Genomic DNA, 26,643 nt, shown 5'->3' with positions numbered 1-26,643 from the left:
GCCCAGCAGCGAAGTGCGGAGCCGGTCGAGCGCAGCGCTTCCCTGCAGCGGCCCGCGACTGGGCCCCGGCCTGCGCCGGGGAACGGGAGGCTGAGGAAAGCGCGATTTCCCCTCCCGTAATCTTCCGCTAAGCCTCCGCGCCATGACCGACACGCTCTCCCCCACCCCCGCCCGCCCCGCGCTCGCCTATCATCTGACCGAGGGCACCGGCCCGACGATCGTCTTCCTGCCGGGCTATGGCTCGGACATGGAGGGCAGCAAGGCGCTCGCGCTCGAGGCGTGGGCGAAGCGCAAAGGCCGCGCCTATCTGCGCTTCGATTATGGCGGCTGCGGCAGCAGCGAGGGCGACTTCGAGGAGCAGACGCTCGCCGGCTGGCGCGACGATGTCGTCGCGATGCTCGACGCAGCCGCAGGTGGCCCCGCGGTGCTGGTCGGATCATCGATGGGCGGCTGGCTGATGCTGCTCGTCGCGCGCGACCATCCCGAAAAGGTGGCGGCGCTCGTCGGGATCGCGGCGGCGCCCGATTTCACCGACTGGGGCTTCACCGTCGAACAGAAGCTCGCGATCCTGTCCGAAGGCCGGCTCGAAAAGGTCGGGCGCTACGCCGATTTGCCGATGGTCTATACTCGCGCCTTCTGGCAGTCGGGCGAGGCCAATCGCGTGCTCTTCTCGGGTCTCGCGATCGACGTGCCGGTGCGGTTGCTCCACGGCATGGCCGATACCGAAGTGCCCGCCAACCGCTCGATCCATCTGGTCGAGCAGCTCCGTTCAGCCGATGTGCAGCTTACTTTGGTGAAGGGAGGCGACCACCGCCTGTCGCGCGACGCCGACCTCGCGTTGCTCGAGGCGACGCTCGAAAGTGTGATGGCCGATCTATGACCCCGTTGCTGCTCGCCCCGCTGTTGTTCGCGCAAGCCACCGCGCCGATCGGCCCGCCCGCCCCGCCGCCGTCGCAGCGCTACGAAAAGTGCCTCGATCTGGCGACCAACAACCCGACCTTGGCCGAAGCCGAAGCCGGACAATGGCAACTCGCGGGCGGTGGTTTTCTTGCCGGGCAGTGCCTCGGCATGGCCTATGCCAATGAACAGCGCTGGCCCGCCGCCGCGACCGCGTTCGATGCCGCCGCGCGTGCCGCCGAAAAGGCCGGCGACGGCCGTGCGGTCAATTACTGGGCGCAAGCGGGCAATGCCTGGCTTGCATCGGGCGATGCGACCAAGGCGCGCGCCGCGCTCGATGCGGCACTCGCGGGCGGCTCGCTGAGCGGGCTGCCGCTGGGCGAAGCGCATCTCGACCGCGCGCGCGCGATGGTTGCCGGGGGCGATCTCGACGGTGCGCGCGACGATCTCGACCGCGCGCTTGCCGAGGTGCCCGAAGACCCGCTCGCTTGGCTGCTCTCGGCGACGCTCGCGCGGCGCCAGAGCCAGATCGTCCGCGCGCAGCACGACATCGCCGAAGCGCTGCGGCGCGGCAGCGACGACCCAGCGGTCCAGCTCGAGGCGGGCAATATCGCGGCGTTCGCGAAGGACGAAGCCGGCGCGCGGGCCGCGTGGCAGCAAGCGGTCACGCTGCGGCCCGACAGCGCCGCCGGAAAGGCCGCCGCCGCCGCATTGCTGCAGTTCACCGCCAAGCCCTGACGCTTTTGGAACGCGTCGGGGTGGCATCGCTGCTCGCGCGCGCCTATCTCGGCGCAAAGCACAATGGAGCGCGCCGATGAAATATCTCCACACCATGATCCGCGTCACCGATCCCGATGGGACGATCGCGTTCTTCAAGCTGCTCGGGCTCGAGGAAGTGCGGCGGATGGACAGCGAGAAGGGCCGCTTCACGCTGATCTTCCTCGCCGCCCCCGGCGACCATGACGCGCAGGTCGAGCTGACGCACAATTGGGATCCCGAACCCTATACCGGCGGGCGCAATTTCGGGCATCTCGCCTACCACGTCGATAATATCTACGAGACGTGCCAGCGGTTGCACGACGGCGGCGTGACGATCAATCGCCCGCCGCGCGACGGCCACATGGCGTTCGTCCGCACCCCCGACAACATCTCGATCGAACTGCTCCAGGAAGGCGGCGCGCTGGCGCCGGCCGAGCCGTGGGCGTCGATGCCCAACACCGGCGAATGGTGATGGCAGGCGCGCTCGAGATCGTCCGCATCCCGGCACTGAGCGACAATTATGTCTGGCTGGTGCACGATCCCGTCTCCGACGAGACCGTGGTGATCGATCCGAGCGACGCCGCCCCCGTGCTCGCCGCGGCCGAGGCGCGCGGCTGGACGATCTCGCAGATCTGGAACACGCACTGGCACCCCGATCACACCGGCGGCAATGCCGCGATCAAGGCGCTCGGCGCGGTGGTTAGTGGCCCCGCCGCCGAAGCGGGCAAGATCCCGACGCTCGATTACGGCGTGCGCGAAGGCGATTCGGTGCGCATCGGCACGCATGTCGCGCGCGTGATCGAGACGCCTGGCCACACCGCCGGGCACATCGTGTTCTACATCGCCGACGACGCTGCACTGTTCAGCGGCGACACGCTGTTCGCGATGGGCTGCGGGCGGCTGTTTGAGGGCGATGCCGCGCAGATGTACGGCAACATGCAGCGCCTTGCTGCGCTACCGCCCGAGACGATCGTCTATTGCGCGCACGAATATACGCAGTCGAACGGCCGCTACGCCGCCGCTGCCGAGCCCGACAATCAGGCCGTCACCGAACGGATGGCTACGGTCGATGCGCAGCGCGCAGCGGGCGAACCGACCGTCCCGACGACGATCGCGCTCGAGCTCGCGACCAACCCGTTCCTGCGTGCGACATCGGCCGACCAGCTCGCGGAACGACGTGCAGCCAAGGATGCATTCTAGCCGTATCTGCGGTATGACGCGGATGGGGCCGCAAGCGTTTTGAAAAGGACCGATCGCATGTTCCGCTTCATCCTTCCGCTGATCGTGCTGGCTGGCGCGAGCGCCGCGCTGTCCGCCGACTCCAAAGAGTATCGCGCACGTGAAGCGGCGCGCGATCAGGTCGAGCTCGACAAGCAGCTTGCCGGCCTCGTGCCGGGCAAGCCGCAAAGCTGCATCGACACCTTCCGGTATCGCGACTCGACGCGCGTCGGCGACAGGATCCTCTACAAGAACGGCCGCAACGACGTGATGGTCAACGATACCGGCGGCGGCTGTTTCGGGCTGCGGCGTGGCGATGCGATCATCACCAAGACCTTCGGCAGCCAATTCTGCCGCGGCGATATCGTGCGGACGGCCGATCTCATCACGAGCACGCCGAGCGGAAGCTGCAGCTTCGGCGACTTCGTCCCCTATCGCAGGCCGTGATCCGCGGGCTGCTGCTGGTGGCGGCGCTGGGCGGGTCTACCGCATCGGACGATGCGAAGGATCTCGCCAAGGCGCTTGCGGGCCGAACGCCGGGCAAGCCCGAGACCTGCGTTTCGCCCAGCCGGGTCGGCGCACCGCAGGTTATCGGTGACCGCATCCTGCTGTACCGCGACGGTAGCCGGATGTGGCGCAACGATTTGCCCAATGGCTGCCCCGGGCTCGACGACGATGCGATCGTCGTTACCGAGGTCTATGGTGCGCAATTGTGCCGCAACGATCAATTCTACACGCTCGAACGCACGGGCAGCACGATCCCTGGGCCGCGGTGTCGGCTGGGGAGCTTCGTGCCGTGGGACAAGCCGCGGTAGGAACCGGGCCGTTTCCAGGGCGAAGCCGCCGCAGCCTCGCTAAAGCGCGCCACTCCAGACCCGTTCGGGCTGAGCCTGTCGAAGCCCCGCCGCACCCCTCCCCCTTGCGCAAGCGGCGAAGTGCCCTTCGACAGGCTCAGGGCGAACGCGAGGGGCTGCGACAGTCTTGAAGGCGAAGACGATGCCCCGCCTTGTTAGAGCACGAACCGGCTGAGGTCGGTATTGCGCGCGATGCTCGCCAGATGCGTTTCGACATACGCCGCATCCACCACCACGGTCTCGCCACCGCGATCCTCGGCATTGAAGCTGACATCCTCGAGCAGCTTTTCCATCACCGTCTGCAAGCGCCGCGCACCGATATTCTCGATCTCGCCATTCACTTCGGCGGCGATCCGCGCGACGGCGCGGATACCATCCGCGGTGAACTCGACGCCGACGCCCTCGGTCGCGATCAGCGCGACATATTGCTGCGTCAGCGACGCCTTGGTGTCGGAGAGGATCGCGACGAAATCGTCCTCGGTCAGCGCCTTCAATTCGACGCGGATCGGCAGGCGGCCCTGCAGCTCGGGCAACAGGTCGGACGGCTTGGCCACATGGAACGCGCCGCTCGCGATGAAGAGCACATGATCGGTCTTCATCGGCCCGTATTTGGTCGCGACCGTCGTTCCCTCGATCAGCGGTAGGAGATCGCGCTGCACGCCCTCGCGGCTGACCGATCCGCCGCGCCCGTCGCTCACCGCGATCTTGTCGATCTCGTCGAGGAAGACGATTCCGTTCGCCTCGGCATCGGCGATCGCGGCGCGGCTGAGTTCGTCCTGGTCGAGCCGCTTGTCGGCCTCTTCCTCGACGAGCTTGTCCCAGGCGGCGGGCACGCTCAGCTTGCGGCGCTTGAGCTGGCCGCCGCCGAACGCCTTGCCCATCATCTCGGACAGGTTGATCATCTGCGCGCCGCCACCGGGCATTTCGAACGGCATCGCGGGCGCCGCCTCGAGTTCGATCTCGATCTCGGTGTCGCGCAGATGGCCGTCGTGCAGCCGCTGGCGGAACGCCTCGCGTGTCGCCTCGCTCGCGCCCTTGCCGGTCAGCGCGTCGAGCAGGCGCGCCATCGCGGCTTCCTCGGCCTTGTCCTTCACCGCGCCGCGCCGCCGCTCCTTCTCGAGCCGGATCGCTTCCTCGACCAGGTCGCGCGCAATCTGTTCGACGTCGCGGCCGACATAGCCGACTTCGGTGAACTTGGTCGCCTCGACCTTGATGAACGGCGCGTCGGCGAGCTTGGCCAGCCGTCGGCTGATCTCGGTCTTGCCGCAACCGGTCGGTCCGATCATCAGGATGTTCTTGGGGGACACCTCGTCGCGCAGATCGGGTGCGAGCTGCTGGCGGCGCCAGCGGTTGCGCATCGCGACCGCGACCGCGCGCTTGGCGTCGGCCTGGCCGATGATGTGCGCGTCGAGCGCGGCGACGATGGCTTTGGGGGTGAGGTCCTGGTTCATCTCTGCTTCCGTCGCCCCGGCGGAGGCCGGGGCCGCTATGGTGCAAGGGCGCGCGCTAGAGCCTAGCGGCCCCGGCCTCCGCCGGGGCGACGCGCATCACGCGCTCGTGTCGAGCCCTTCGACGGTTAGCCGGTCGTTGGTATAGACGCACAGCTCGCCTGCAATTCCCATCGCCTTGCGCGCGATCGTCTCGGCATCGGCTTCGTAATCCGCCAGTGCGCGCGCTGCGGCGAGCGCGAAATTGCCGCCCGATCCGATCGCGGCGATCCCGGCCTCGGGCTCGAGCACGTCGCCATTGCCCGTCAGGATCAGCGTCACGTCCTTGTCGGCGACGATCATCATCGCCTCGAGGTTGCGCAGATATTTATCGGTCCGCCAGTCCTTGGCGAGCTCGACCGCGCTACGCAGCAATTGCCCGTGATGCTGCTCAAGCTTGCGCTCGAGCCGCTCGAACAGCGTGAAGGCATCCGCGGTCGCGCCGGCGAAGCCGCCGATCACCGATCCGTCGCCCAGCCGCCGCACCTTCTTCGCATTGGGTTTCATCACGGTCTGGCCCTGCGTCACCTGGCCGTCGCCGGCGACGATGACGCGCCCATTCTTGCGCACGGAGAGGATCGTGGTGCCGTGCCACACAATTTTGTTCTCGCTCATGGAGGGCGATATGGGATGCGGGGTCGCCCTGTGCAATCCGGCTTGCGTCGGCGCGCCCTGCTCGGCGATAGGAGGCGCGGGGGAACGATACGTATGAGCGACCAGCACGGCCATGCAGGGCCCGATCACCCGCTCGAGCGGCTGATCTTCTTTTCCGACGCCGTGTTCGCGATCGCGATCACGCTGCTGATCATCGAGGTGCACCCGCCGCATCTGCCACATGGGGCGTCGCCCGCCGCCTTTCTCCAAGCGCTCGCCGATCTCGGCCCGAGCTTGTTCGGCTTCTTCGTCAGCTTCTTCGTCATCGCGGCGTTCTGGACCGGGCATCACCGCGCCTTCGCTCTGGCGGGGCGCTATTCGGACAAGCTGCTCGCGCCCAATATCCTGATGCTCTGCGCGATCGTGTTCACGCCCTTCGCGACCGCGTTCATGAGCGCCAATCTGGGGACGCTCGTCCCCTCGGCGCTCTATGCGCTGACGCTGATCGTCACCGGGCTGCTCAGCATGTGGGTGACCTATCGCACCACCAGCCCGGGTATCGTCCGCGCCGACACCGCAGCCGAGGCGATCGCCCAGGTCCGCATCCGCGGCATCGGCGTGGTGCTCGGCGCGACGGCGTCGTTCGGCCTTGCCTTCTTCATCGCGCCGCTCAGCCAGATGGGGCTGCTGACGATCCCCTTGTGGCAGGCGATCCTGCGGCGGCAAGTCCATCGCCGCTTCGCCCGCACGGCGGCCTGAGCCAGCCTGCGGGCGCGGCACCCGCTCAATTGGCGGGCGCGGTCATCGCGTTCATCGAGCCGTTCGACGCGGTGATCGACGGCTTGCCGACCGGCGGGCGCAGCGCCTCGCGCTCGGCGGCGGTCATCACCGCATCCATGTCGGGGCGGAAATCGGCGATCGCGCGGTCGTCGGCATTGCGCTTGGGATCGAGCAGGTCGGTCGGCACATGCCCCTCGGCCGTTCCCGACGCCTTGGCGAGCGCGCTCGCGATCCGCCCGCGCGTCAGGAACGCGGCGACCCCGGCGCCAGCCGCGACGACGACCGCGCCGATCGACCAGGCCGCAGTGCGGCTGATCGCAGGCGTGGCGCTGGCGGCCTGCGGCGCGGGGGCGCGCTTGATGGCGCTTTTGGGAAGCTGGGTCTTGGCCATGTCACATCTCATTCTGCAAAATCGGGCGCGCGGCGACCGGGGCCGCCGCGCGCGGGGAAGTTAGCGGCAGCGCGCGTCGCGCGTGCTGTCCTTGTCGATCGCCTGGCCGGCCAGCGCGCCGCCGGCGGCACCGAGCAGTGCACCGAGCACGCCCGAACCACCCGGTGCGATCGCCGCGCCGAGCGCGCCGCCCGCGATCCCGCCGACGACCAGACCGGTCGTACCGTCGCTGTGGCGGCAATAGTAACGCCCGTCGCTGCCGCGATAGACGCGGTCGTTGTTGCTCAGCCGGCGCTCCTGATAGCGGCGGTTGTCGTCGCGGTAATAACGCGAGGCATCGTAGCCGTTATACGCCGGATCGGGCCGGTCGTAATCGTATTGCGAATAGCCGCCGCCATATCCGCGGCGCGGGCCGCCGCCGTAACTGTCGCCATATTCGTCGCAGCCGGCGACCAAGGTACATGCGGCCAACAGGCCGAGAGTGAGGGTGCGCATTCGAATCCTCCTGTTATCGTATCCAAGCGCAATGCGCGGGCGGCGATAAGGTTGCCCGCCGACGCCGCCCCGCCGCGCGGCGGAGCGATGCCGCACGGCGCGCGATACGGTCGGGAGCGTGCGACGAAGCGTGCGCGCTTGACTCGATTGACCCCCGGAGCTGTCCTTATCGCTCGTCATCGTTTCCGTTTTCGTCCTGATCGGCGTCGCGCGTGCGCAGCATCTTCACGTCGAACGGCAACTCGGCATCGACCTGCGCGAGCAACGTCGGCCAGGCCTGCGCCAGCGACGCCGCGTCATACGCCGAATCGATCGGCTCGAAGGGATGCGCGAGCAATTGCATCAGCAGCCGGTCGTTATGGACGATGCGCTCGCCGACGTGCTCGCCGCGATACCAGACGGGCAGCGACCGCCCGGCAAAGGCGCGCTCCAACGCTTCGTCGAGCAGCGCTTTGCGCGCCGAGCGGACCGCGACGTCCCAGGCGAGCGCGAACATCGTGCGCCCACCGCGGTGGCGCAACGCATAGGCCGATTGCTTCGACAGGCCGACATGCGCTGCGGCGTGGCTGACGCAGCCGTGCGTCGCGAGATGTTCGAGAAAGGCACGCTGCTTGTCGGTCGTCCAGCCGGTCGCGGAGACGTCGCGCCACACCATGCCGTTCGCGCGGCGACGGCGCTTCGGGGCGGGCTCCGGCGCGCGCGCGGGATGGGGCGCGGCCTCGCGCGCGCGCGCCGCCTCGGCACCCTGGAGCTTGCGGATCCGCGCCCTGATTGCGGCATGCGGATCGTGGTGGGTGCGCGGCTGGGGTGGCGCGTCGGGGGTTTGCGGGGGCGCGGGGTGATCGGACGCGGGATCGCGCACGGGCGCGGTGTCGGATGGCGGCTGGGTCGAGTCTGACGGCATGAGTCGGTCCTCTCCATGGGTAGCGAGGATTCGGAACATATACAGAACATAGCGCTGTAGGACAGCCCCATCCGCAAGATTTTTTTACGCCGCGCCGCCGAGGCTTTTGCGTAGCAAGCGACGAGCGCCCCCGCCGTGGCCCGGACGGCGGCGCGACAGCGTTGGCCGACGACCGGGGTTTGCCACAGCGGCAGACGGTGTGGTGCCGCAGCGCGGCTTTGCTGCGCCCCCCCTCCCCGCAGCGCGCAAGACTCGACGCCCCGCCTCGGCCGCGCTAGCCTTCCCCCTGATATCCGGGGGGAAATCACGATGAGTCCATTTGGTTTGGTGTTCACGCTGTTCGGCCTGGTGCTGGGCCTGGCGCTCGCCGCGGTGCTCAACGGCTTTTCGCGTGCGTTGAAATTGAAGCGCGGCGCGCGGCCGGTGCGGATCGGCTGGCTGACGCCGTTGCTCGGGCTGGTGGTGATGCTCGACCTGACGAGCTTCTGGCTGCTCGCCTTCGATGCGCGCGAGCAGATCAGCGCGAATTACGTCACGCTGCTCAGCGTGCTGGCGATGGTCGGCGTCTATTATCTCGCGGCGACGCTGATCTTTCCCGACACGCCCGAGGACTGGCCCGAGTTCGACGAATGGTACGACAAGCAGAACCGGCTGGTGATCGGCGGGCTGCTCACCGCGAATGTGGCGAGCTGGGCCGGGGGCGTCGTGCTCGACGCGCTCCACCCGCGGCCCGAGGTGGTGGAGCCGGTGGGGAACGGGCTGGTGGTGCTGGTGTATCTGGTGAGCGGGTTCGGGGTGCTCGGCCTGCTGATCGCGCTGCTGCTGGTGAAGGGGCGGCGGGCGAATGTGGCGATGCTCGCGGGGGTTTGTGGGTTGTTGGTGGTTAGCGGGGTGATGGAGCCTTTTGTTTGAGGCCGAGCCTCGTGCTCGACTAGCGACGCGGGGCGGCGGCGAGCAGATCCTGCGGGTCACATTGCCAAAGAAAAAAATAGCATCTAGCTTAGCCTTTATGGCTGCCACGCTAAATTTTTTGCTCTCTGCATTGTAGCCGCCTGCGTTGGTGCAGTGACAACGATTATATTGCATTTAGCTCATACTCCCCTGCTACCGTCAATTGACGACATAAAGTATAGCGACTTTATCTCAATTACGCTCACAGCTTTAGGATTGATGATTACAGTTCTTGGCTTCTTCGTCGCAGCAGCAGGCGTTATTGGATGGAGCACATTGGAAAATAAGCTCCGCTCCCACTCGGTGGAATACTTCTCGAAGCAGTTGGAAAAGGAAGGGCCGTTGAGAAAGGAACTGGAGGCTCTATTCGCCGATATCGCTTACAGTGGCATCGAAGGACTGAAAGAGCCTGCTAAAGACGAAACCCCCTACAATGACTGATTTTAGCTTCAGTCATCGCATCGACGATTCCGACCTTGACGTATTACGCGAATTTACCACTCAGACACCCGTAAAAGTAGGTGCCTTGGCGACTGCACTGGGCTTGCGAGTGGTAATAGCGACGCTGCCTGTAAACATATCCGGCTTAATCCAGCCTGACGGCGATGGTTTCGTTATAAAGATTAATCGATTTGAATCCAAGGAACGTCAACGTTTCACTATTGCTCATGAAATTGCGCATTACCTTATCCACAGAGATCGCATAAATTCTGGAATAGTCGACTCTGTTCTTTATCGATCAACACTCTCATCGAGAATGGAGGCGGAAGCCAACCGGCTAGCCGCAGATATCGTTATGCCCAGTCAAGCAGTTAGCGTAGCTATGGCGAAACACGCTAAGAATTTAAATGACGACAGCATATCACAACTTGCGGAAGAATTTGGCGTTTCAAAGCAGGCGATGAGTATACGGGTGGGATAATTTGCTTCAGCTCAAACAGTATGTAGCCTTATTGAAAACGGGAGTCGCGGAGGTCGGAGCGTATCGAACGCTATTTCCTGACGTCAAGGCAACCGTGTTTCCTATTTTTCAGGCTCGCCCTTGGCCTCACGCAAACCATTTCTCTCTGACGATCGATAGGATTCGTGAAGCAACTGCCGGCCAGCCATTCGGGTTTGCGCTAGATGCCCAGCGCCGAGCACATCCAAATCCTCGTGAAGCCCAATCAGAGTTCGACGACTTGTTCGAGAGCCACCAAGGACATCGTCATTTCTACGAAACCGTAGATTCTATTCCCGGCGCTGTACCGGTGCTCATTCCGCCAACCTCCCCGGACAATCTCCTGCTTCAAATCGGCAATGCAGCAGATTTGGACCGCGGACTAATTATCCATCAGCGCCGCGGATCGGCCATACCACTTTCCGATTTGATACTGGGTTTACCGCCGTTACCCCATGATACAGTGATCGTCGTTGATGCTGGATGGTCACGAGATTACCTAGCGCTAGAAGCTTGGTCGTTGCCCACACTGGAAAGAATCTTGGTTGCGCTCCCGAACTCAGAAATCGTTGTCATGTCGAGTTCTTTCCCTGACAGCTTTTCTCACATCGTGGGCAATATGGAAGAAATGGCGATGGAAAGGCGGTTGTTCGCCGCGATGCGTCAGAGATTTCAGCAGGCCGACTTAACATACGGCGATTGGGCAAGCACCCGCCCTCCACTTTCAGGCGGCGGTGGCAACATCCCGTCGCGAATCGACGTTCCGAAGATTTCCTCATGGGAGATTTTTCGGGCCGATCCCGACAATGATCCCGGATTCTCTGAAATGGCTTGGGAAGCGCAACATCACCCCTGCTTCGCGTCGACACCTGATTCTTGGGGAAAGCAAACGATCGCAGCAACGACGGACTTCCCAGGGACTGGGGTAACAGGCCTACAAGTAGCTACACAGGCTAGAGTCAATATTCATATGACTATCCAGTCGGGAGCTACGAGCATTCTGCCCACCGACGAAGCGCCATACGAGGATTGAATCGGCAAAGACTCGATTGTCACGTGGATATTGCTTCTTCGTTGCTTACCCAATAGACAATACCACTTCTTCCGCGCCTTATCCTTTCAACAACGGCGCCAAATACTTCCCAGTAAACGACCCCTTCGCCTTCGCCACAACCTCAGGCGTCCCCTGCGCGACGATCTCGCCGCCCTTCACGCCCCCCTCGGGCCCAAGGTCGAGCACCCAATCCGCGGTCTTGATGACGTCGAGGTTATGCTCGATCACCACCACCGTATTCCCCTGCTCGACCAGCTGGTGGAGCACTTCGAGCAGCTTGCGCACGTCCTCGAAATGCAGCCCCGTCGTCGGCTCGTCCAGAATATACAGCGTCTGCCCGGTGGCGCGGCGCGACAGTTCCTTGGCGAGCTTGACGCGCTGCGCCTCGCCGCCCGACAGCGTCGTCGCCTGCTGGCCGACCTTGACGTAGCCGAGGCCCACTTCCTGCAGCATCGCCATCTTGTCGCGGATCGGCGGGACCGCCTTGAAGAATTCGACCGCATCCTCGACCGTCATGTCGAGCACGTCGGCGATGCTCTTGCCCTTGAACTTCACCTCGAGCGTCTCGCGATTGTAGCGCTCGCCGTGGCAGACGTCGCACGTCACATAGACGTCGGGGAGGAAGTGCATCTCGATCTTGAGCAGCCCGTCGCCCTGGCACGCCTCGCAGCGGCCGCCCTTGACGTTGAAGCTGAAGCGCCCGGGCTTGTAGCCGCGGGCTAAGCTTTCGGGGAGGCCGGCGAACCAGTCGCGGATCTGGGTGAAGCTGCCGGTATAGGTCGCCGGGTTCGAGCGCGGGGTGCGGCCGATCGGCGACTGGTCGATGTCGATGACCTTGTCGAGATATTGCAGGCCGGTGATCTTGTCGTGCTTGCCCTGGACGATGCGCGCGCCGTTGAGCGTGCGCGAGGCGGCGGCGAACAGCGTGTCGATCGTGAAGCTCGACTTGCCCGACCCCGAGACGCCGGTGATGCAGGTGAAGGTGCCGAGCGGGAGGCTCGCCGTCACGCCCTTGAGGTTGTTGGCGGTGGCGTTGTGGACGGTGATCTTCTTGCCGTTGCCTTTGCGCCGGGTCTTGGGGACGGCGACTTCGCGGCGCCCCGAGAGATAGTCGGCGGTGATGCTGTTCTCGTTGGCGAGGACTTCCTCGAAGGTGCCTTGCGCGACGATGTGGCCGCCATGGACGCCGGCGCCCGGCCCCATGTCGATGACATAGTCGGCGGTGCGGATCGCGTCCTCGTCATGCTCGACGACGAGCACGGTGTTGCCGAGATCGCGGAGCCGGCGAAGGGTCTTGAGCAGCATGTCGTTGTCGCGCTGGTGCAGGCCGATCGAGGGCTCGTCGAGCACGTAGAGCACGCCCGACAGGCCGCTGCCGATCTGCGACGCAAGACGGATGCGCTGCGATTCGCCGCCCGACAGCGTGCCCGAGGTGCGATCGAGGTTGAGGTAATCGAGCCCGACATTGTTGAGGAAGCCGATCCGCTCGAGGATCTCCTTGAGGATGCGCTCGGCAATCGCATTCTGCTGGTCGCCGAGCTGGCTCGGGACCTGCTCGAACCAGGCGAGCGCATCGACCACCGACAGGCGCGTGACGCTCGAGATGTCGCGCATGCCGATCTTGACCGCGAGCGCCTCGGGCTTGAGCCGCGCGCCCTTGCAGACTTCGCACGCGGCGGAGGACTGGTACTTGCTCAGCTCCTCGCGCATCCACGCGCTCTCGGTCGAGAGCATGCGGCGGTTGAGGTTGCCGATCACACCCTCGAACGGCTTCTTGACGTCGTACGACTTCTTGCCGTCGATGAAGGTCAGCGTGACCGCCTTGCCCTTGGTGCCGTAGAGGATCGTGTCGCGCGCGGTTTCGGGCAGGTCTTCCCACGGCGTGTCGAGCTCGAACTTATACTCGCGCGCGAGGCTGCCGAGCACCTGCATGTAGTACGGCGACGGCGGGTTGGACTTGGCCCAGGGCACGACCGCGCCCTTCTTGATGCTGAGCGCATGGTTGGGGACGACGAGCTCCTCGTCGAACAGCATCTTTTCGCCGAGGCCATCGCACGCCGGGCACGCACCCTGCGGCGCGTTGAACGAGAAGAGCCGCGGCTCGATCTCGGCGATGGTGAAGCCCGACACCGGGCAGGCGAACTTCTCGCTGAACACGATGCGGCCGGGGGGCGCGTTGTCGCCGAGCACTTCGTTCTTGGGGGTGTGCGGCTCGACCGGGTCGGCGGGGTCGACATAGGCCAGCCCGTCGGCGAGCTTCAGCGCGGCCTCGAAGCTTTCGGCCAGACGCGTCGCGATGTCGGGGCCGATGACGAGGCGGTCGACGACGACCTCGAGGTCATGCTTGTACTTCTTGTCGATCGCGGGGGCTTCGTCGATCTCGTATATCTCGCCGTCGATGCGGACGCGGGTGAAGCCGGCCTTCTGCCACTCGAGCAGTTCCTTCTTATACTCGCCCTTGCGGCCGCGCACGACCGGGGCGAGCAGGTACAGCCGCGTGCCCTCGGGAAGCGCCATCACGCGGTCGACCATCTGGCTGACGGTCTGCGCGGCGATCGGCTCGCCGGTCGCGGGGGAATACGGGATCCCGACGCGCGCCCACAGCAGGCGCATGTAATCGTAGATCTCGGTGACGGTCGCCACGGTCGAGCGCGGATTGCGGCTGGTGGTCTTCTGCTCGATGCTGATCGCGGGGGAGAGGCCCTCGATGTGATCGACGTCGGGCTTCTGCATCAGCTCGAGGAACTGGCGGGCATAGGCGCTGAGCGACTCTACGTAACGCCGCTGGCCTTCCGCGTAGATCGTGTCGAAGGCGAGGCTCGACTTGCCGCTGCCCGACAGCCCGGTGATGACCGTCAGCGTATCGCGCGGGATATCGACCGAGACGTCCTTGAGATTGTGCTCGCGCGCGCCGCGCACGGAAATATGAGTCAGCATGGGAGCGGTTTGTTCCAGATTTGTTCGGATGGCGCAAGCGACCGGTTGCAGGGGCGAGATGGGGCGTTAAACTCGCAACGACAAGGTTTGGGGGCAAGCTATGAAGACGATGCTGATTGCAGCGCTGCTCGCGCTCGGGGGTCCCGCGCCCGCCGAGGTCCCATTGCAGCCGACCGGCAAATGGACCGTCGAATATGCCGATGCGGCGTGCATCCTGTCGCGCGACTATGGAGATGGACAGGCACGCAGGACGCTGGGATTCAAACCGTGGCCACTGGGCGATGCGTTGGAGATCGTCACCCTTTCGTCGGGCGCCACCACCACCCGTGCACGCTCCCTTAAAGCCCAGTTGCTACTCCAGCCGTCGGGCCAGGCAATCGACAGCACCGTCTCGGTTTACGATGTGAAGGCGAGAAACCAGATCGTCACGACCCTCCGGACCGAGCAAGACGGCGCTGCGGCCGTGCAAACCTCTTCAGCGCTGACGATCGCATCGGCCGACGGAGCCCGCACGAGCTTCGCGGTGCCCGGAATGAAGAGCGCCGCCGCGGCGCTCCGGGCGTGCCAGGACGATTTGCTGAAACAATGGGGTGTCGACCCGTCCGAGCGCGACAAGGCGCCATTGCCAACGCCGCTTACACCAATGGCGGGCTGGATCACGACTGACGACTATCCGTCCGAAGCGCTCTCAGCGGGCAGCGCAGGCACCACAATGATGATCTGGGCAATCCAGCCCGACGGAAAGGTCGGCGATTGTCGGATCATTCAATCGAGTGGATCGAAGTCGCTCGACCTGGCCTCGTGTGCGGCCGTTACCAAGCGGGGGCGATATGCCCCGCCGCTCGGCTACGACGGAAAGCCGACGACGGTGCACGCGATGCGTTACGTGAATTGGCGACTGCCCTGAGCGACCGTTAGCCCCGGCCATAGGCTGGCAACGCCAGCCGCCACCTGATGGCCGCCGCGCGGAGTGCAAAACCGCACGCAGCGGCGATCGGCGCGGCGAGGCTTGGCGAGATGCCCGCGCTCACCAGCACGACATACGACCCCGACGCCAGCGCCGCCGCGGTCACATACAATTCCGGCCGCATCAAGATCGACGGCTCGCCCGCGAGCACGTCTCGGATGACGCCGCCGATGCACGCCGTCACCACGCCCATCAGCGCCGCCGGCACCGGCGGGATGCCGAACGCGAGGGCCTTCGCCGCGCCGAACACGGCATAGGCGGCCAAGCCCACCGCATCGAGCCAGTCGAGCGCAGTGCCCTTCCACCAGCGCTCGGGCGTCGTCCACACCAGTACAGCGACCGCGAGGCAGATCCCCGCGACGAAGCGGTCATGCACCCAGAAGACCGGCGCGCCGATCAGCAGGTCGCGCACCGATCCGCCGCCGACCCCGGTAATCAGCGCGAAGAAGGTGGCGGTGACAAGCGTCTGGCGATGGCGGATTGCGGCGAGCGCACCGGTGATCGCGAACACGGCGATCCCGAACAGATCGAGCCAGGGCAGCGCAGAGCCGAATTGCCAGGGAAATTGCGAGGGCATCGCAGCGCTCTACCCGCGCAAGGCGCGCGAGGGAATGCGGCGCGCGACACAGGGTCGCGCGCCGCAGCGATCAGCGGACGGCCGCCGCTTCGTTGGCGACGACTTCGCCGCGCTGTTCGGGCGTCATCGCGCTTGCGTTGACATCGGCGGCGCGGATCGCGTCGGCGCGCTCGTCGCCGGTCTTGCGCTCCTGCTTGGCCTGCTCCTCGAGGTCCTTGGCGTTGGCCTCCATCGCGTCGGCGCGGTTGTCGGCAGCCTTCTCGACTTGCTTGGCGAGTTTGCCGTCGCCATTGCCGCCGCATGCGGCGAGCGGCAGTGCGACCAGCGCCAGCGCCGCGATCATCGTCTTTTTCATCGGTAACCCCTGTTGGACACGTACCGTGATGGTACGCGCGGGAAAACCGCCGTGCGCGCGGATCGTTCCGCCTGCGCAGCGAGCGCGACGCTGGCATCGGCGCGGGGCATCGGGCATGGTCGCGCGATGCGACGGTATCAGCGCTCCACCCTCCTCTTTGCAGCGTGCCTCACCGGGTTGGCGGGGTTCGTCGATGCGCTGGCCTATTCGAGCATGGGCGGCTTCTTCGCTTCGTTCATGAGCGGCAATACGACGCGGCTCGGCGTGTCGCTCGCCACCGGGGCGAGCAACGACGCGCGGATCGGGGCCGGGTTGATTTTGAGCTTCGTCAGCGGCGTGGTGGCGGCGGCGATCATCGGACGTTCGCGGCCGCACCATCAGCGCGTTGCGGTGATGGCGCTCGTCACGCTGCTGCTCGGCGGCGCGGCGCTGTTTGCGCCATATCATCCGGTCATCGTGCCGCTGCTGCTGCTGGCGACCGCGATGGGGGCGGAGAACGGCGTGTTCACGCGCGATGGCGAGGTCAGCATCGGGCTGACGTACATGACCGGCGCGCTGGTGCGGATCGGCCAGGGGCTCGCCGCCGCGCTGATGGGCGAAGGACCACGCTGGGACTGGGCGCGCTATCTTGGGTTGTGGCTGGGGTTCGGCGCGGGGGTGATCACGGGCGCGCGGTGTTATGCGGCGTACGGGACCGGCGCGCTGTGGATCGCGGCGGGGGCGGCGGCGGTGCTGACGGTTGGGGCGCGGGCTACGCAGCGCGATACGGCTTAGCGGTACCTTCCCCCCGACCGAGCAGATGCAACCGAGGCGTTCCCCGGCGAAGGCCGGGGCCCAGTCGTGCTTGGGGTGACGATCGCGCGACACCGCTCGCTTACCACCGCCCTTGCTACTGGGCCCCGGCCTTCGCCGGGGAACGGGGGGCGTGGTCGGTTGGCTTCCTGGTTGGCAGCGGCGTGGCAAAGCCACGCCGTCGGTCGGCGCTTCGGGCGCCGCCGGCCGGTCTGATCGCGGCGGGGCCGCGCCGTAGCTTTGCTACGGCTTGGCGCGATCAGACTCAGACGTGTATCGCCTTCCCTCTCACCGCCATCGCGGCTTCCTTCATCGCCTCGCTATGCGTCGGATGCGCATGGCAGGTGTAGGCGATGTCCTCGCTCGTCGCGCCCATCTCCATGCCCAAAGCCGCCTCGGCGATCATCGTGCCCGCGGGCACCGCGATCGCCCAGACGCCGAGCACGCGATCGGACTTGGCATCGGCGATGATCTTCACGAAGCCGTCGGGATCATGATTGGTCTTGGCGCGGCTGTTGCCCGCCATCGGGAACTTGCCGACCTTGATCTCGCCGCCGTTCTTGGTCGCCTGCTCGCGCGCGACTTCCTCGGTGAGGCCGACGCCGGCGATCTCGGGCCAGGTGTAGACGACGCTCGGGATGACCGCGTGGTTCACGATGCCGGTGTGGCCCGCGATGTTCTCGGCGACCGCAATGCCTTCGTCCTCGGCCTTGTGCGCGAGCATCGGGCCCGGAATCACGTCGCCGATCGCCCATACGCCGGGGACGCTCGTCTGGAAGCGGTGGTCGGTGTCGATCTGGCCCCGCGGGTTGGTCGAGAGGCCGGCGTTCTCGAGCGCGAGGCCGTCGGTGTTGGGACGACGCCCGATCGACACGAGCACGCAATCCGCTTCGATCGTCTCGGCTGGGCCGCCGGCCGACGGCTCGACCGTCAGTGTCGCCTTGTCGCCGTTGACGGTGACGCCGGTGACCTTGGTTGAGAGCTTGAATTCGATGCCCTGCTTCTTGAAGACCTTGTTCGATTCTTTGCGGATATCGCCGTCGAAGCCGGGGAGGATCTGGTCGAGATACTCGACGCAGGTGACGCGTGCGCCGAGCCGGCGCCACACGCTACCGAGCTCGAGCCCGATCACGCCGCCGCCGATCACGACCATATGCTCGGGCACCTTGTCGAGCTCGAGCGCGCCGGTCGAATCGACGACGACCTTCTGGTCGACGGTGACGCCCGGCAGCGGGGTGACCGACGAGCCCGTCGCGATGACGATGTCCTTGGCGGTGACGGTCTGCTCGCCGACCTGGACGGTGTGCGCATCGACGAACGCGCCGCGGCCCTTGAGCCAGGTGACCTTGTTCTTCTTGAACAGGAAAGCGATGCCGCCGGTCAGCTGGTTGACCGCGTCGAGCCGCTGCGCGTGCATCTGCGGAAGGTCGAGCTCGGGCGTGACCTTGATGCCGAGTTTGGCCATCGTGCCGTTGGCGGCGGCGTCGAAATACTCGCTCGCGTGGAGCAGCGCCTTCGACGGGATGCAGCCGACGTTGAGGCAGGTGCCGCCTAACGTCTCGCGCGATTCGACGCAGGCAGTGCGCAGGCCGAGCTGGGCGGCGCGGATCGCCGCGACGTAGCCGCCGGGGCCCGAGCCGATGATGAGGACGTCGTAATCGTAGTCAGCCATGTGTCACTCCGTTCGCCCCGAGCTTGCCGAGGGGCTGCCTTCTCTTCCGTCCGACAGACAAGGACAGTGCTTCGGCAAGCTCAGCACGAACGGAATATGGGTAGGTGCGATCCGATATTACAGGTCGATCAGGATCCGCGTCGGATCTTCGATCGCATTCTTGAGCGCGACGAGGAACGTCACCGCTTCGCGACCGTCGATCAGGCGGTGATCGTAGCTGAGCGCCAGATACATCATCGGGCGGATCACGATCTGGCCGTTCACGACGACCGCGCGGTCCTCGATGCGGTGCAGGCCGAGCACGGCGGCCTGCGGCGGGTTGATGATCGGGGTCGACATCAGCGAGCCGAACACGCCGCCGTTCGAGATGGTGAAGGTACCGCCCTTCATTTCGTCCATCTTGAGCGTGCCGTCCTTGGCGCGCTTGCCGAAATCGCCGATCGTCTTCTCGACCTGCGCGACCGACATCTGGTCGGCATCGCGCACCACCGGCACGACTAGCCCGCCCGGCGACGACACCGCGACCGAGATGTCGGCATAATCGTGATAGACGATCTCATCGCCCTCGATCGAGGCGTTGACGCTCGGGATGTCCTTCAGCGCGAGGCACGCGGCCTTCACGAAGAAGCCCATGAAGCCGAGGCGGACGCCGTGCTTCTTCTCGAACAGATCCTTGTACTTCGCGCGCGCCTCGATGACCGCGGTCATGTCGACGTCGTTGAAGGTCGTCAGCAGCGCGGCGGTGTTCTGCGCTTCCTTGAGGCGCTTGGCGATCGTCTGGCGCAGGCGCGTCATGCGGACGCGCTCTTCCTTGCGGCCGGTCGACGCGGCAACCGAAGCCGAGACGGGCGGTGCGGCGGCGGGTGCCGGGGCGGGCGCCGGGGTCGAGGCGGCAGCGGCGGCGACGTCGTCCTTGGTCAGGCGGCCATCCTTGCCGGTGCCCTTGACGGTCGCGGGGTCGACACCGTGCTCGAGCACCGCGCGGCGAACCGACGGCGAGAGCGCTGCAGGCGTGTCGCGCGGGTCGGAGGCAGGCGCCTGCTGGCCGGCGGTCGCGGCGGGCGATGCCTGTGCCTCAGCCGCGGGCGACTGGAGCACGGCGGGCTGTGGCGCGGCAGCGGTGGCGGGCGCGCCCTCGCCTGCGTCGATCGTCGCGATCATGGCGCCGACGAGGACGGTGTCACCGACCTGCACCGCGTGCTGGCCCATCACGCCGGCGACGGGCGACGGGACTTCGACCGAGACCTTGTCGGTCTCGAGGCTGGCGATCGGCTCGTCGACCGCGACCTTGTCGCCGGGCTGCTTGAGCCATTCGCCGAGCGTCGCTTCGGTGATCGATTCACCGAGTACCGGTACTGTGACTTCGGTTGCCATATCAGCCTCTTTTCTCTTCCCCGGCGAAGGCCGGGGCCCAGGTGCGCAACGCTTGCCGATCAAGCGCTGCGCAAAATTACGAAGGCCCGGCTGCTCGCGCAGCCGGGGTAACGATCAAACCTTGCGTGTCCGGCGAATTTCCTCGCGGACGCTGTGCCCGAGCGCATCGGCGACGAGCGCCGCCTGCTCGGTCTGGTGGCGCTTCATCAAGCCCGTCGCCGGCGAGGCTGAGGCCGCACGACCGGCATAGCGCGCACGCTGCACCGTGCCGCCCGCTTCGATCAGGCATTCCTCGATGAACGGATCGACGAAGGTCCACGCGCCGTTGTTCTTCGGCTCTTCCTGCGCCCACACCACCGTCTCGAGGTTGGGCATGCGCTTGAGACGCTCGACCAGCGGCTCGCCCGGGAAGGGGTAGAGCTGCTCGACACGGACGATCGCCGTGTTCTGGTCGCCCGCGGCATCGCGCGCTTCCATCAAATCGTACGCAACCTTGCCGGTGCAGAGAACGAGGCGCTTCACGTCCGCATCGGCGGGCGCCGAAGGGTCGCTCAGCATCCGCTGGAAGTGGCTGTCGCCGATGAAGTCCGCGGTCTTCGACACCGCCAGCTTGTGGCGCAGCAGCGACTTGGGCGTAAAGATGATCAAGGGCTTGCGGAACGAGCGGTGCATCTGCCGGCGCAGCAGGTGGAAATAGTTGGCCGGCGTGGTGCAGTTGGCGACCTGGATATTGTCCTGCGCGCAGAGCTGGAGGAAGCGCTCGACGCGGGCGGACGAATGCTCCGGCCCCTGCCCTTCATAGCCATGCGGCAGCAGCATCACGAGGCCGTTGGCGCGAAGCCACTTGGCCTCTCCGCTCGCGATGAACTGGTCGATCATGATCTGCGCGCCGTTCATGAAGTCGCCGAACTGCGCCTCCCACAGCACCAGCGTCTTCGGATCGGCGAGCGCATAGCCGTACTCGAACCCGAGCACGCCATATTCGCTCAGCGGCGAGTCGAGCACTTCGAAGCGGCCATGCTCGACGGTCGAGAGCGGGCGATACTTATCCTCGTTGGTCTGATCGACCCACACCGCATGGCGTTGCGAGAAAGTGCCGCGGCCCGAATCCTGGCCCGACAGGCGGACGCCATAGCCCTCCGAGAGCAGCGACCCGAACGCCAGCGCTTCGCCGGTCGCCCAGTCGAAATTCTCGCCGGTCTTGAACATCGCCCGCTTGGCATCGAGCACGCGGTTGAGCGTCTTGTGGACGGTCAGCCCCTCGGGGATCGTCGTCAGCGTGCGGCCGAGCGAATCGAACAGCTTCTGCTCGATGCCCGTCTCGACGTTGCGGCGCGCGCTTTCCGAATCGGCGGGCGAGTGCAGCCCCGACCAGCGACCGGCGAACCAGTCGGCCTTGTTGGGCTTGTAGGTGGCGCCAGCTTCGAACTCGCCTTCGAGCAGCGTCGTGAACTGCGCGATATTGGCGTCGATCCACGCGCGGTCGATCACCTTCTGCTCGATCAGCTTGGCGCCATAGATTTCGCTGACCGGCTGATGCTTGCGGATCACGTCGTACATCAGCGGCTGCGTGAAGGACGGCTCGTCGCCCTCGTTGTGACCGTTGCGGCGATAGCACCACATGTCGATCACCACGTCGCGGTGGAACTTCTGGCGATATTCGATCGCCATCTTGGTGGCGAAGGTCACCGCCTCGGGATCGTCGCCGTTGACGTGGAAGATCGGCGCCTGGACGCCCTTGGCGACGTCCGACGGGTATGGCGACGAACGCGCGAACTGCGGCGACGTCGTGAAGCCGACCTGGTTGTTGATGATGAAGTGGACGCAGCCGCCGGTGTTGTAGCCGCGGATGCCGGAGAAGCCGAGGCACTCCCAGACGATCCCCTGTCCCGCGAACGCCGCGTCGCCGTGGATGAGGACGGGGAGCGATGCCTTGTGCTCGTCGAGATCGCCCGCGATCGTCTGGATCGCGCGCGTCTTGCCGAGCACGACCGGGTCTTCCGCCTCGAGGTGCGACGGGTTGGCGACCAGCGACATATGGACGCTGATCCCGTCGAACTCGCGGTCGGTCGAGGTGCCGAGGTGGTACTTCACGTCGCCCGAACCCGCGACGTCGTCGGGATTGTCCGACCCGCCGCCGAATTCGTGGAAGATGATGCGGAACGGCTTGGCCATCACGTTGGTGAGGACGTTCAAGCGGCCGCGATGCGCCATGCCGAAGACGATATCGTTGATGCCGAGCGCGCCACCATATTTGATGACCGACTCGAGCGCCGGGATCATGCTTTCGCCGCCATCGAGGCCGAAGCGCTTGGTGCCGACATACTTCTTGCCGCAGAAGCGTTCCCACTGCTCGGCTTCGATCACCTTGTTGAGGATCGCCTTCTTGCCGAGGTCGGTGAACTCGATCGCCTTGTCCTTGCCTTCCATGCGGTCCTGCAGGAAGCGACGCTCTTCGACGTCGGCGATGTGCATGTATTCGAGGCCGACATTGCCGCAATAATTGGTGCGCAGCGTGTCGACGAGCTCGCGGATCGTCGCCCATTCGAGCCCCATCGCGCCGCCGAGATAGACCTTGCGGTCGATATCGGCGTCGGAGAAGCCGTGATATTCGGTCTTCAGATCATCGGGCATGTCGCGCGTCGACAGACCGAGCGGATCGAGATTGGCGGCGAGATGGCCGCGCACGCGGTAGGTGCGGATCAGCATCATCGCGCGGATCGAATCGCTCGCGGCGCGCAGGATCGCGTCCTGCGAGGGCGCCGGGGCGGCCGGCGCGGCGGGAGCTGGCTTGGCGCCACCGCGCGCGGGCTTGGGCGCGGGCTCCATCTGGGTCGGGTCGAGCGCCGAGGTGAGATCGTCGGTCGAGGAAAGCGGCCAGTTCGCCTGCTGCCACGAAGCGCCTTCGGTCGAGCCTTCGAGGCCTTCGAACCAGGAGCGCCACGACGGCTCGACGCTGTCGGGCGACGCCTTGAACCGCGCGTAGAGCGACTCGATGAAGGCGGGGCTTACGCTGCCCGCAACATCCGCGAAATCCTGGCCTTCAATGCCCATAATCGTCGTCCTCTTTTCCCTCTCCCCTTGTGGGAGAGGGAGGGGCCCACCCGCTCTTGCGGGTGGGAGGGTGAGGGGGACCACAGCAGCGGCCCACTACTCCCCCTCATCCGGCCCTTCGGGCCACCTTCTCCCACAAGGGGAGAAGGGTTAGATTCAACCGTTCAGCACTGCCAGCAAGGTCGTGCCCAGTTCCGAGGGGCTGTCCGCAACGCGGATACCCGCCGCTTCCATCGCCGCGATCTTGTCCTCGGCGCCGCCCTGGCCGCCCGAGACGATCGCCCCGGCATGGCCCATGCGACGACCCGGAGGCGCCGTGCGGCCCGCGATGAAGCCGGCCATCGGCTTCGAGCGACCGCGCTTGGCTTCGTCGCGCAGGAACTGCGCGGCTTCCTCTTCGGCCGAACCGCCGATTTCACCGATCATGATGATCGACTTGGTCTCGTCGTCGGCGAGGAACAGCTCGAGCACGTCGATGAAGTTCGTGCCGTTGACCGGATCGCCACCGATGCCGACCGCAGTCGTCTGACCAAGGCCTGCGTTCGACGTCTGGAACACCGCCTCATAGGTGAGCGTGCCTGAACGGCTGACAACGCCGACCGAACCCTTGCGGAAGATGCTGCCGGGCATGATGCCGATCTTGCACTCGCCAGGCGTCAGCACGCCCGGGCAGTTCGGGCCGATCAGCCGCGACTTGGAACCCGACAGCGCGCGCTTGACGCGGACCATGTCGAGCACCGGAATCCCTTCCGTGATCGTGACGATCAGCGGAACCTGTGCGTCGATCGCCTCGAGGATCGAGTCGGCCGCGAAGGGGGGCGGAACGTAGATGACGGACGCGGTCGCGCCGGTCTTGGCGACGGCCTCGGCGACGGTGTCGTACACCGGCAGGTCGAGGTGGGTGGTGCCGCCCTTGCCGGGCGTCACGCCGCCAACCATCTGCGTGCCGTATTCGAGCGCCGCCTTGGTGTGGAAGCTGCCGGTCTCACCGGTCATGCCCTGGGTGATGACCTTGGTGTTCTTGTCGACGAGAATGCTCATGCAGCGTTCTTCCTGTTGGGAGAAAGCGGTGGTGCGATCAGCGCACCACCGGCAGAAAAATCAGTTGAGCGACCCGTCGATCGCCTTGCACGCGACCAGCAGTTCCTTGACCGCGTCGACCGAGACCGAGAGGTTGCCCTTGGCTTCGTCGTCGAGCGCGATCTCGACGATCTGCTCGACGCCGCCCGCACCGATCACCACCGGCACGCCGACATAGAGATTGTCGATGCCGTACTGGCCGGTGAGGTGCGCCGCTGCCGGGAGGACGCGCTTCTGGTCGTAGAGATAGGCTTCGGCCATCGCGATGCCGCTGGTGGCGGGCGCATAATAGGCCGAGCCGGTCTTGAGCAAAGCGACGATCTCACCGCCGCCGCCGCGCGTGCGCTTGACGATGGCGTCGATCTTCTCCTGGGTCGAACGGCCCATCGCGATCAGATCGGGGACGGGGATGCCCGAGACGGTCGAATACTGGATAACCGGGACCATCGTGTCGCCATGCCCGCCGAGCACGAAGCTGGTGACGTCCTTGACCGAAACCTCGAATTCCTCGGCGAGGAAGTGGCTGAAGCGCGCCGAGTCGAGCACGCCGGCCATGCCGACCACCATGTGATGCGGGAGCCCCGAGAATTCGCGCAGCGCCCACACCATCGCGTCGAGCGGGTTGGTGATGCAGATGACGAACGCGTCGGGGGCGTTGGCAGCGATGCCCTCGCCGACGGCCTTCATCACCTTCAGGTTGATACCGAGCAGATCGTCGCGGCTCATGCCGGGCTTGCGCGCGACACCAGCGGTGACGATGATCACGTCGGCGTCGGCGATGTCCTTGTAATCGTTCGTGCCGGTGACCTTGGCGTCGAAGCCCTCGACCGGCGAGCACTGGCTGAGATCGAGCGCCTTGCCCTGCGGCACGCCTTCGACCACGTCGAACAGCACGACGTCGCCCAGACCCTTGAGCGCTGCGAGGTGCGCGAGCGTGCCACCGATGTTACCGGCGCCGATCAGCGCGATCTTCTTGCGAGCCATCTGGGATCCTTCCGACTATCGCCCGCATCCGGGCGTTGTGATTGGGGCCGCGGACGCGCGGCGGGGCAGATGGCGCGCGGCTTAGGCCGGTTTGCGCCTCGGGGCAACCGTAAAGGCGACGGGGTTAACAAGCAGTATTGCGACTAATTCGCAAGTGCAATTGGGTCGGGCGGATGCTTCTACCAATGCTGAACGCCACAGCGCTCAGTCTGTGCCATGGCCTTGCGCAAGATACTCTTCCGAACGCATTTCTTCGAGGCGGCTGATCGTGCGTTCGAACTCGAAACGGCCATCTCCTGCCTCATACAGCAGCGCGGGCTCGGCGTCGGCGGCGGCGAGCAGTTTGACCTTATGTTCGTACAGCGCATCGATCAAAGCGACGAATCGCGCCGCCTCGTTGCGCATATCGGGGCCGAGCTTGGGGATGCCGACGAGGATCACGGTGTGGAAGCGCCGCGCAATCGCGATGTAGTCGGCGGCACCGCGCGCCTCGCCGCAGAGCCGCTTGAAGCTGAACACCGCGACACCCTTGAGCGCCTTGGGGACGTGGAGCGTGCGGCCCTGGACGATCATCTCTTCGGAGGGAACGTGGGCGCGGTCCTCGACCGGAAAATCGGTGAGGCGGAAAAAGTCGCCAGAGAGCGTCGCGGTCGCCTGCGGGCCGTTGGGAACGAGCCAGGTGTCGACCTGCCCCAGGCGATCGCGGCGATAATCGGTCGGGCCGTTGAGCGCGAGCACATCGAGTTTTTGCTCGATCAGCGCGATGAACGGCAGGAAATGCTCGCGGTTGAGCCCGTTCTTGTAGAGATCGGCGGGCGGGCGGTTCGAAGTGGTCACCACGGTCACGCCCTCGTCGAGCAAATGCGTAAACAGCCGCGACAGGATCATCGCGTCGGGGCTGTTGGTGACCATCATCTCGTCGAACGCGAGCAGGCGCGTTTCCTCGGCAAAGGTTCTGGCGAGCGGCGGGATCGGGTCGCCGAGTTCCTTGGCACGCTCGGCGGCGAGGCGCTGGTGCACTTCGAGCATGAATTCGGCGAAATGGACGCGGCGCTTGCGGCGGATGTCGAGACTGTCGAAGAACAGGTCCATCAGCATCGACTTGCCGCGCCCCACCCCGCCCCAGATGTAGAGCCCGCGCGGCGGCTCGGGCTTGCGGCCGAGCACGCGCCACAGCGTGGAGCCGCGTTTTGGAGTGGCCTCGAGCGCGGTCGCGAGATCGGCGAGGCGCTGGGCGGCGGCGGCTTGCTCGGGATCGGGTTTCAGCTCGCCCGAAGCGAGGAGCGCGGCGTAGCGCTTGAGGATGTCGGTCATTCCGTAACGCACCTCACATGGATTCCCACGGAGCTGCAGTTACCGCGAGGTGATCCCTCAAATCCTTCTCCCGGTGGGAGAAGCTGGCGCGAAGCGCCGGATGAGGGTGCTGCGCGATATCGCCCGCGTCACCCTCACCCTTCCCACGCCTGCGGCGCGGGCCAGTTTGGGGTGAACAGCGCCCCGCGCTGTTCAGGCCATGCCGGGGGCATG

General features: G+C 65.8%; 27 protein-coding genes. 13 read left to right on the top strand and 14 right to left on the bottom strand.

The annotated features are described in order from the left end of the window. Positions 1-142 precede the first annotated feature (142 nt). From ACP7C5_RS09820 to ACP7C5_RS09795, 6 genes are all read left to right on the top strand, one after another. The gene (locus tag ACP7C5_RS09820; RefSeq protein ID WP_426264096.1) at positions 143-880 is read left to right on the top strand and encodes an alpha/beta hydrolase family protein; all 738 of its coding nucleotides are present in this window, start codon (positions 143-145) and stop codon (positions 878-880) included. After that, on the top strand, positions 877-1,635 hold the full coding sequence (locus ACP7C5_RS09815) for a tetratricopeptide repeat protein (RefSeq protein ID WP_426264095.1): 759 nt from the start codon (positions 877-879) through the stop codon (positions 1,633-1,635). The genes ACP7C5_RS09820 and ACP7C5_RS09815 overlap by 4 nt, the downstream gene beginning before the upstream one ends. A 76-nt stretch (positions 1,636-1,711) precedes the next feature. Next, positions 1,712-2,128 (top strand): VOC family protein, encoded by a 417-nt coding sequence (locus ACP7C5_RS09810; RefSeq protein WP_426264094.1) that lies wholly within the window; start codon positions 1,712-1,714, stop codon positions 2,126-2,128. Beyond that, positions 2,128-2,856: a hydroxyacylglutathione hydrolase gene (gene gloB, locus ACP7C5_RS09805; RefSeq protein ID WP_426264093.1), complete on the top strand. Its 729-nt coding sequence runs from the start codon at positions 2,128-2,130 to the stop codon at positions 2,854-2,856. Before ACP7C5_RS09810 ends, gloB begins: the two co-directional genes overlap by 1 nt. A 57-nt stretch (positions 2,857-2,913) precedes the next feature. Then, positions 2,914-3,321: a hypothetical protein gene (locus tag ACP7C5_RS09800; protein ID WP_426264092.1), complete on the top strand. Its 408-nt coding sequence runs from the start codon at positions 2,914-2,916 to the stop codon at positions 3,319-3,321. Further along, positions 3,318-3,689 (top strand): hypothetical protein, encoded by a 372-nt coding sequence (locus tag ACP7C5_RS09795; protein WP_426264091.1) that lies wholly within the window; start codon positions 3,318-3,320, stop codon positions 3,687-3,689. The genes ACP7C5_RS09800 and ACP7C5_RS09795 overlap by 4 nt, the downstream gene beginning before the upstream one ends. Positions 3,690-3,883: 194 nt before the next feature. On the opposite strand, the gene hslU is transcribed toward ACP7C5_RS09795, so the two are convergent. Together hslU and hslV are read right to left on the bottom strand one after the other, a co-directional pair. Continuing rightward, complete coding sequence (gene hslU / locus ACP7C5_RS09790; protein WP_426264090.1) at positions 3,884-5,179, bottom strand: ATP-dependent protease ATPase subunit HslU; 1,296 nt, start codon at positions 5,177-5,179, stop codon at positions 3,884-3,886. A 96-nt stretch (positions 5,180-5,275) separates the two neighbouring features. Continuing rightward, on the bottom strand, positions 5,276-5,830 hold the full coding sequence (gene hslV / locus ACP7C5_RS09785; protein ID WP_426264089.1) for an ATP-dependent protease subunit HslV: 555 nt from the start codon (positions 5,828-5,830) through the stop codon (positions 5,276-5,278). Positions 5,831-5,923: 93 nt separating this feature from the next. On the opposite strand from hslV, the gene ACP7C5_RS09780 reads away from it, so the two are divergent. After that, positions 5,924-6,568 (top strand): TMEM175 family protein, encoded by a 645-nt coding sequence (locus ACP7C5_RS09780; RefSeq protein WP_426264088.1) that lies wholly within the window; start codon positions 5,924-5,926, stop codon positions 6,566-6,568. A 25-nt stretch (positions 6,569-6,593) separates the two neighbouring features. On the opposite strand, the gene ACP7C5_RS09775 is transcribed toward ACP7C5_RS09780, so the two are convergent. The 3 genes from ACP7C5_RS09775 to ACP7C5_RS09765 all read right to left on the bottom strand — a co-directional run bounded on the left by ACP7C5_RS09775 (position 6,594) and on the right by ACP7C5_RS09765 (position 8,379). After that, on the bottom strand, positions 6,594-6,980 hold the full coding sequence (locus tag ACP7C5_RS09775; protein WP_426264087.1) for a hypothetical protein: 387 nt from the start codon (positions 6,978-6,980) through the stop codon (positions 6,594-6,596). A gap of 60 nt (positions 6,981-7,040) precedes the next feature. Then, positions 7,041-7,475, bottom strand: a complete 435-nt coding sequence (locus ACP7C5_RS09770; protein WP_206365622.1) for a hypothetical protein — start codon at positions 7,473-7,475, stop codon at positions 7,041-7,043. 166 nt (positions 7,476-7,641) lie between these two features. Next, positions 7,642-8,379, bottom strand: a complete 738-nt coding sequence (locus ACP7C5_RS09765; RefSeq protein ID WP_426264086.1) for a hypothetical protein — start codon at positions 8,377-8,379, stop codon at positions 7,642-7,644. 309 nt (positions 8,380-8,688) lie between these two features. Here ACP7C5_RS09765 and ACP7C5_RS09760 point away from each other — a divergent pair, with 309 nt between their 5' ends. The 4 genes from ACP7C5_RS09760 (at position 8,689) to ACP7C5_RS09745 (ending at position 11,303) form a co-directional block, all read left to right on the top strand. Beyond that, positions 8,689-9,291, top strand: a complete 603-nt coding sequence (locus ACP7C5_RS09760; RefSeq protein ID WP_426264085.1) for a hypothetical protein — start codon at positions 8,689-8,691, stop codon at positions 9,289-9,291. A gap of 258 nt (positions 9,292-9,549) precedes the next feature. Next, entirely contained in the window at positions 9,550-9,771 is a 222-nt protein-coding gene (locus tag ACP7C5_RS09755; RefSeq protein ID WP_426264084.1) for a hypothetical protein, read from the top strand. Next, positions 9,764-10,252: an ImmA/IrrE family metallo-endopeptidase gene (locus ACP7C5_RS09750; protein WP_426264083.1), complete on the top strand. Its 489-nt coding sequence runs from the start codon at positions 9,764-9,766 to the stop codon at positions 10,250-10,252. The genes ACP7C5_RS09755 and ACP7C5_RS09750 overlap by 8 nt, the downstream gene beginning before the upstream one ends. Position 10,253: 1 nt before the next feature. Next, positions 10,254-11,303: a beta family protein gene (locus tag ACP7C5_RS09745; RefSeq protein WP_426264082.1), complete on the top strand. Its 1,050-nt coding sequence runs from the start codon at positions 10,254-10,256 to the stop codon at positions 11,301-11,303. A 78-nt stretch (positions 11,304-11,381) separates the two neighbouring features. On the opposite strand, the gene uvrA is transcribed toward ACP7C5_RS09745, so the two are convergent. After that, entirely contained in the window at positions 11,382-14,261 is a 2,880-nt protein-coding gene (gene uvrA, locus ACP7C5_RS09740; RefSeq protein WP_426264081.1) for an excinuclease ABC subunit UvrA, read from the bottom strand. Between the two features lie 100 nt (positions 14,262-14,361). Here uvrA and ACP7C5_RS09735 point away from each other — a divergent pair, with 100 nt between their 5' ends. After that, positions 14,362-15,168: an energy transducer TonB gene (locus ACP7C5_RS09735; RefSeq protein ID WP_426264080.1), complete on the top strand. Its 807-nt coding sequence runs from the start codon at positions 14,362-14,364 to the stop codon at positions 15,166-15,168. Positions 15,169-15,175: 7 nt separating this feature from the next. On the opposite strand, the gene ACP7C5_RS09730 is transcribed toward ACP7C5_RS09735, so the two are convergent. Together ACP7C5_RS09730 and ACP7C5_RS09725 are read right to left on the bottom strand one after the other, a co-directional pair. Next, a complete protein-coding gene (locus ACP7C5_RS09730) occupies positions 15,176-15,805 on the bottom strand; it encodes a trimeric intracellular cation channel family protein (protein ID WP_133186482.1) in 630 nt (209 codons plus the stop codon). A 70-nt stretch (positions 15,806-15,875) separates the two neighbouring features. Next, complete coding sequence (locus ACP7C5_RS09725) at positions 15,876-16,160, bottom strand: hypothetical protein (protein WP_189675816.1); 285 nt, start codon at positions 16,158-16,160, stop codon at positions 15,876-15,878. Between the two features lie 51 nt (positions 16,161-16,211). On the opposite strand from ACP7C5_RS09725, the gene ACP7C5_RS09720 reads away from it, so the two are divergent. Beyond that, the gene (locus ACP7C5_RS09720) at positions 16,212-16,934 is read left to right on the top strand and encodes a YoaK family protein (RefSeq protein WP_426264079.1); all 723 of its coding nucleotides are present in this window, start codon (positions 16,212-16,214) and stop codon (positions 16,932-16,934) included. A gap of 283 nt (positions 16,935-17,217) precedes the next feature. Here ACP7C5_RS09720 and lpdA read toward each other — a convergent pair whose 3' ends face one another. From lpdA to zapE, 6 genes are all read right to left on the bottom strand, one after another. After that, a complete protein-coding gene (gene lpdA / locus ACP7C5_RS09715) occupies positions 17,218-18,624 on the bottom strand; it encodes a dihydrolipoyl dehydrogenase (RefSeq protein WP_426264078.1) in 1,407 nt (468 codons plus the stop codon). A 117-nt stretch (positions 18,625-18,741) separates the two neighbouring features. Next, the gene (gene odhB / locus ACP7C5_RS09710; RefSeq protein ID WP_189675818.1) at positions 18,742-19,998 is read right to left on the bottom strand and encodes a 2-oxoglutarate dehydrogenase complex dihydrolipoyllysine-residue succinyltransferase; all 1,257 of its coding nucleotides are present in this window, start codon (positions 19,996-19,998) and stop codon (positions 18,742-18,744) included. A 114-nt stretch (positions 19,999-20,112) separates the two neighbouring features. Further along, positions 20,113-23,052 (bottom strand): 2-oxoglutarate dehydrogenase E1 component, encoded by a 2,940-nt coding sequence (locus tag ACP7C5_RS09705; protein WP_426264077.1) that lies wholly within the window; start codon positions 23,050-23,052, stop codon positions 20,113-20,115. Positions 23,053-23,208: 156 nt separating this feature from the next. Next, positions 23,209-24,093, bottom strand: coding sequence for a succinate--CoA ligase subunit alpha (gene sucD / locus ACP7C5_RS09700; RefSeq protein ID WP_010183864.1), 885 nt, complete (start codon positions 24,091-24,093; stop codon positions 23,209-23,211). A gap of 60 nt (positions 24,094-24,153) precedes the next feature. Beyond that, the gene (gene mdh, locus ACP7C5_RS09695) at positions 24,154-25,116 is read right to left on the bottom strand and encodes a malate dehydrogenase (RefSeq protein WP_426264076.1); all 963 of its coding nucleotides are present in this window, start codon (positions 25,114-25,116) and stop codon (positions 24,154-24,156) included. A 204-nt stretch (positions 25,117-25,320) separates the two neighbouring features. Beyond that, positions 25,321-26,430, bottom strand: a complete 1,110-nt coding sequence (zapE, locus tag ACP7C5_RS09690; protein ID WP_426264075.1) for a cell division protein ZapE — start codon at positions 26,428-26,430, stop codon at positions 25,321-25,323. Positions 26,431-26,643 lie beyond the last annotated feature (213 nt).

It is taken from the genome of Sphingomonas sp. PWP1-2, assembly GCF_049898305.1.
In the GTDB taxonomy this organism is placed as follows: Bacteria; Pseudomonadota; Alphaproteobacteria; order Sphingomonadales; family Sphingomonadaceae; genus Sphingomonas; species Sphingomonas glacialis.
This window is presented reverse-complemented; position numbering and strand designations above follow the sequence as displayed.

Excerpts from the sequence above, each read along its gene's own strand:
- hslV (WP_426264089.1), bottom strand. The coding sequence starts at position 5,830 with ATGAGCGAGAACAAAATTGTGTGGCACGGCACCACGATCCTCTCCGTG.
- ACP7C5_RS09730 (WP_133186482.1), bottom strand. The coding sequence starts at position 15,805 with ATGCCCTCGCAATTTCCCTGGCAATTCGGCTCTGCGCTGCCCTGGCTC.
- ACP7C5_RS09750 (WP_426264083.1), top strand. The coding sequence starts at position 9,764 with ATGACTGATTTTAGCTTCAGTCATCGCATCGACGATTCCGACCTTGAC.
- hslU (WP_426264090.1), bottom strand. The coding sequence starts at position 5,179 with ATGAACCAGGACCTCACCCCCAAAGCCATCGTCGCCGCGCTCGACGCG.
- sucD (WP_010183864.1), bottom strand. The coding sequence starts at position 24,093 with ATGAGCATTCTCGTCGACAAGAACACCAAGGTCATCACCCAGGGCATG.
- odhB (WP_189675818.1), bottom strand. The coding sequence starts at position 19,998 with ATGGCAACCGAAGTCACAGTACCGGTACTCGGTGAATCGATCACCGAA.
- ACP7C5_RS09770 (WP_206365622.1), bottom strand. The coding sequence starts at position 7,475 with ATGCGCACCCTCACTCTCGGCCTGTTGGCCGCATGTACCTTGGTCGCC.
- ACP7C5_RS09800 (WP_426264092.1), top strand. The coding sequence starts at position 2,914 with ATGTTCCGCTTCATCCTTCCGCTGATCGTGCTGGCTGGCGCGAGCGCC.
- ACP7C5_RS09815 (WP_426264095.1), top strand. The coding sequence starts at position 877 with ATGACCCCGTTGCTGCTCGCCCCGCTGTTGTTCGCGCAAGCCACCGCG.
- ACP7C5_RS09705 (WP_426264077.1), bottom strand. The coding sequence starts at position 23,052 with ATGGGCATTGAAGGCCAGGATTTCGCGGATGTTGCGGGCAGCGTAAGC.
- lpdA (WP_426264078.1), bottom strand. The coding sequence starts at position 18,624 with ATGGCTGACTACGATTACGACGTCCTCATCATCGGCTCGGGCCCCGGC.
- gloB (WP_426264093.1), top strand. The coding sequence starts at position 2,128 with ATGGCAGGCGCGCTCGAGATCGTCCGCATCCCGGCACTGAGCGACAAT.
- ACP7C5_RS09735 (WP_426264080.1), top strand. The coding sequence starts at position 14,362 with ATGAAGACGATGCTGATTGCAGCGCTGCTCGCGCTCGGGGGTCCCGCG.
- ACP7C5_RS09775 (WP_426264087.1), bottom strand. The coding sequence starts at position 6,980 with ATGGCCAAGACCCAGCTTCCCAAAAGCGCCATCAAGCGCGCCCCCGCG.
- zapE (WP_426264075.1), bottom strand. The coding sequence starts at position 26,430 with ATGACCGACATCCTCAAGCGCTACGCCGCGCTCCTCGCTTCGGGCGAG.
- ACP7C5_RS09765 (WP_426264086.1), bottom strand. The coding sequence starts at position 8,379 with ATGCCGTCAGACTCGACCCAGCCGCCATCCGACACCGCGCCCGTGCGC.
- ACP7C5_RS09760 (WP_426264085.1), top strand. The coding sequence starts at position 8,689 with ATGAGTCCATTTGGTTTGGTGTTCACGCTGTTCGGCCTGGTGCTGGGC.
- ACP7C5_RS09725 (WP_189675816.1), bottom strand. The coding sequence starts at position 16,160 with ATGAAAAAGACGATGATCGCGGCGCTGGCGCTGGTCGCACTGCCGCTC.
- uvrA (WP_426264081.1), bottom strand. The coding sequence starts at position 14,261 with ATGCTGACTCATATTTCCGTGCGCGGCGCGCGCGAGCACAATCTCAAG.
- ACP7C5_RS09780 (WP_426264088.1), top strand. The coding sequence starts at position 5,924 with ATGAGCGACCAGCACGGCCATGCAGGGCCCGATCACCCGCTCGAGCGG.
- ACP7C5_RS09810 (WP_426264094.1), top strand. The coding sequence starts at position 1,712 with ATGAAATATCTCCACACCATGATCCGCGTCACCGATCCCGATGGGACG.
- ACP7C5_RS09820 (WP_426264096.1), top strand. The coding sequence starts at position 143 with ATGACCGACACGCTCTCCCCCACCCCCGCCCGCCCCGCGCTCGCCTAT.
- mdh (WP_426264076.1), bottom strand. The coding sequence starts at position 25,116 with ATGGCTCGCAAGAAGATCGCGCTGATCGGCGCCGGTAACATCGGTGGC.
- ACP7C5_RS09755 (WP_426264084.1), top strand. The coding sequence starts at position 9,550 with ATGATTACAGTTCTTGGCTTCTTCGTCGCAGCAGCAGGCGTTATTGGA.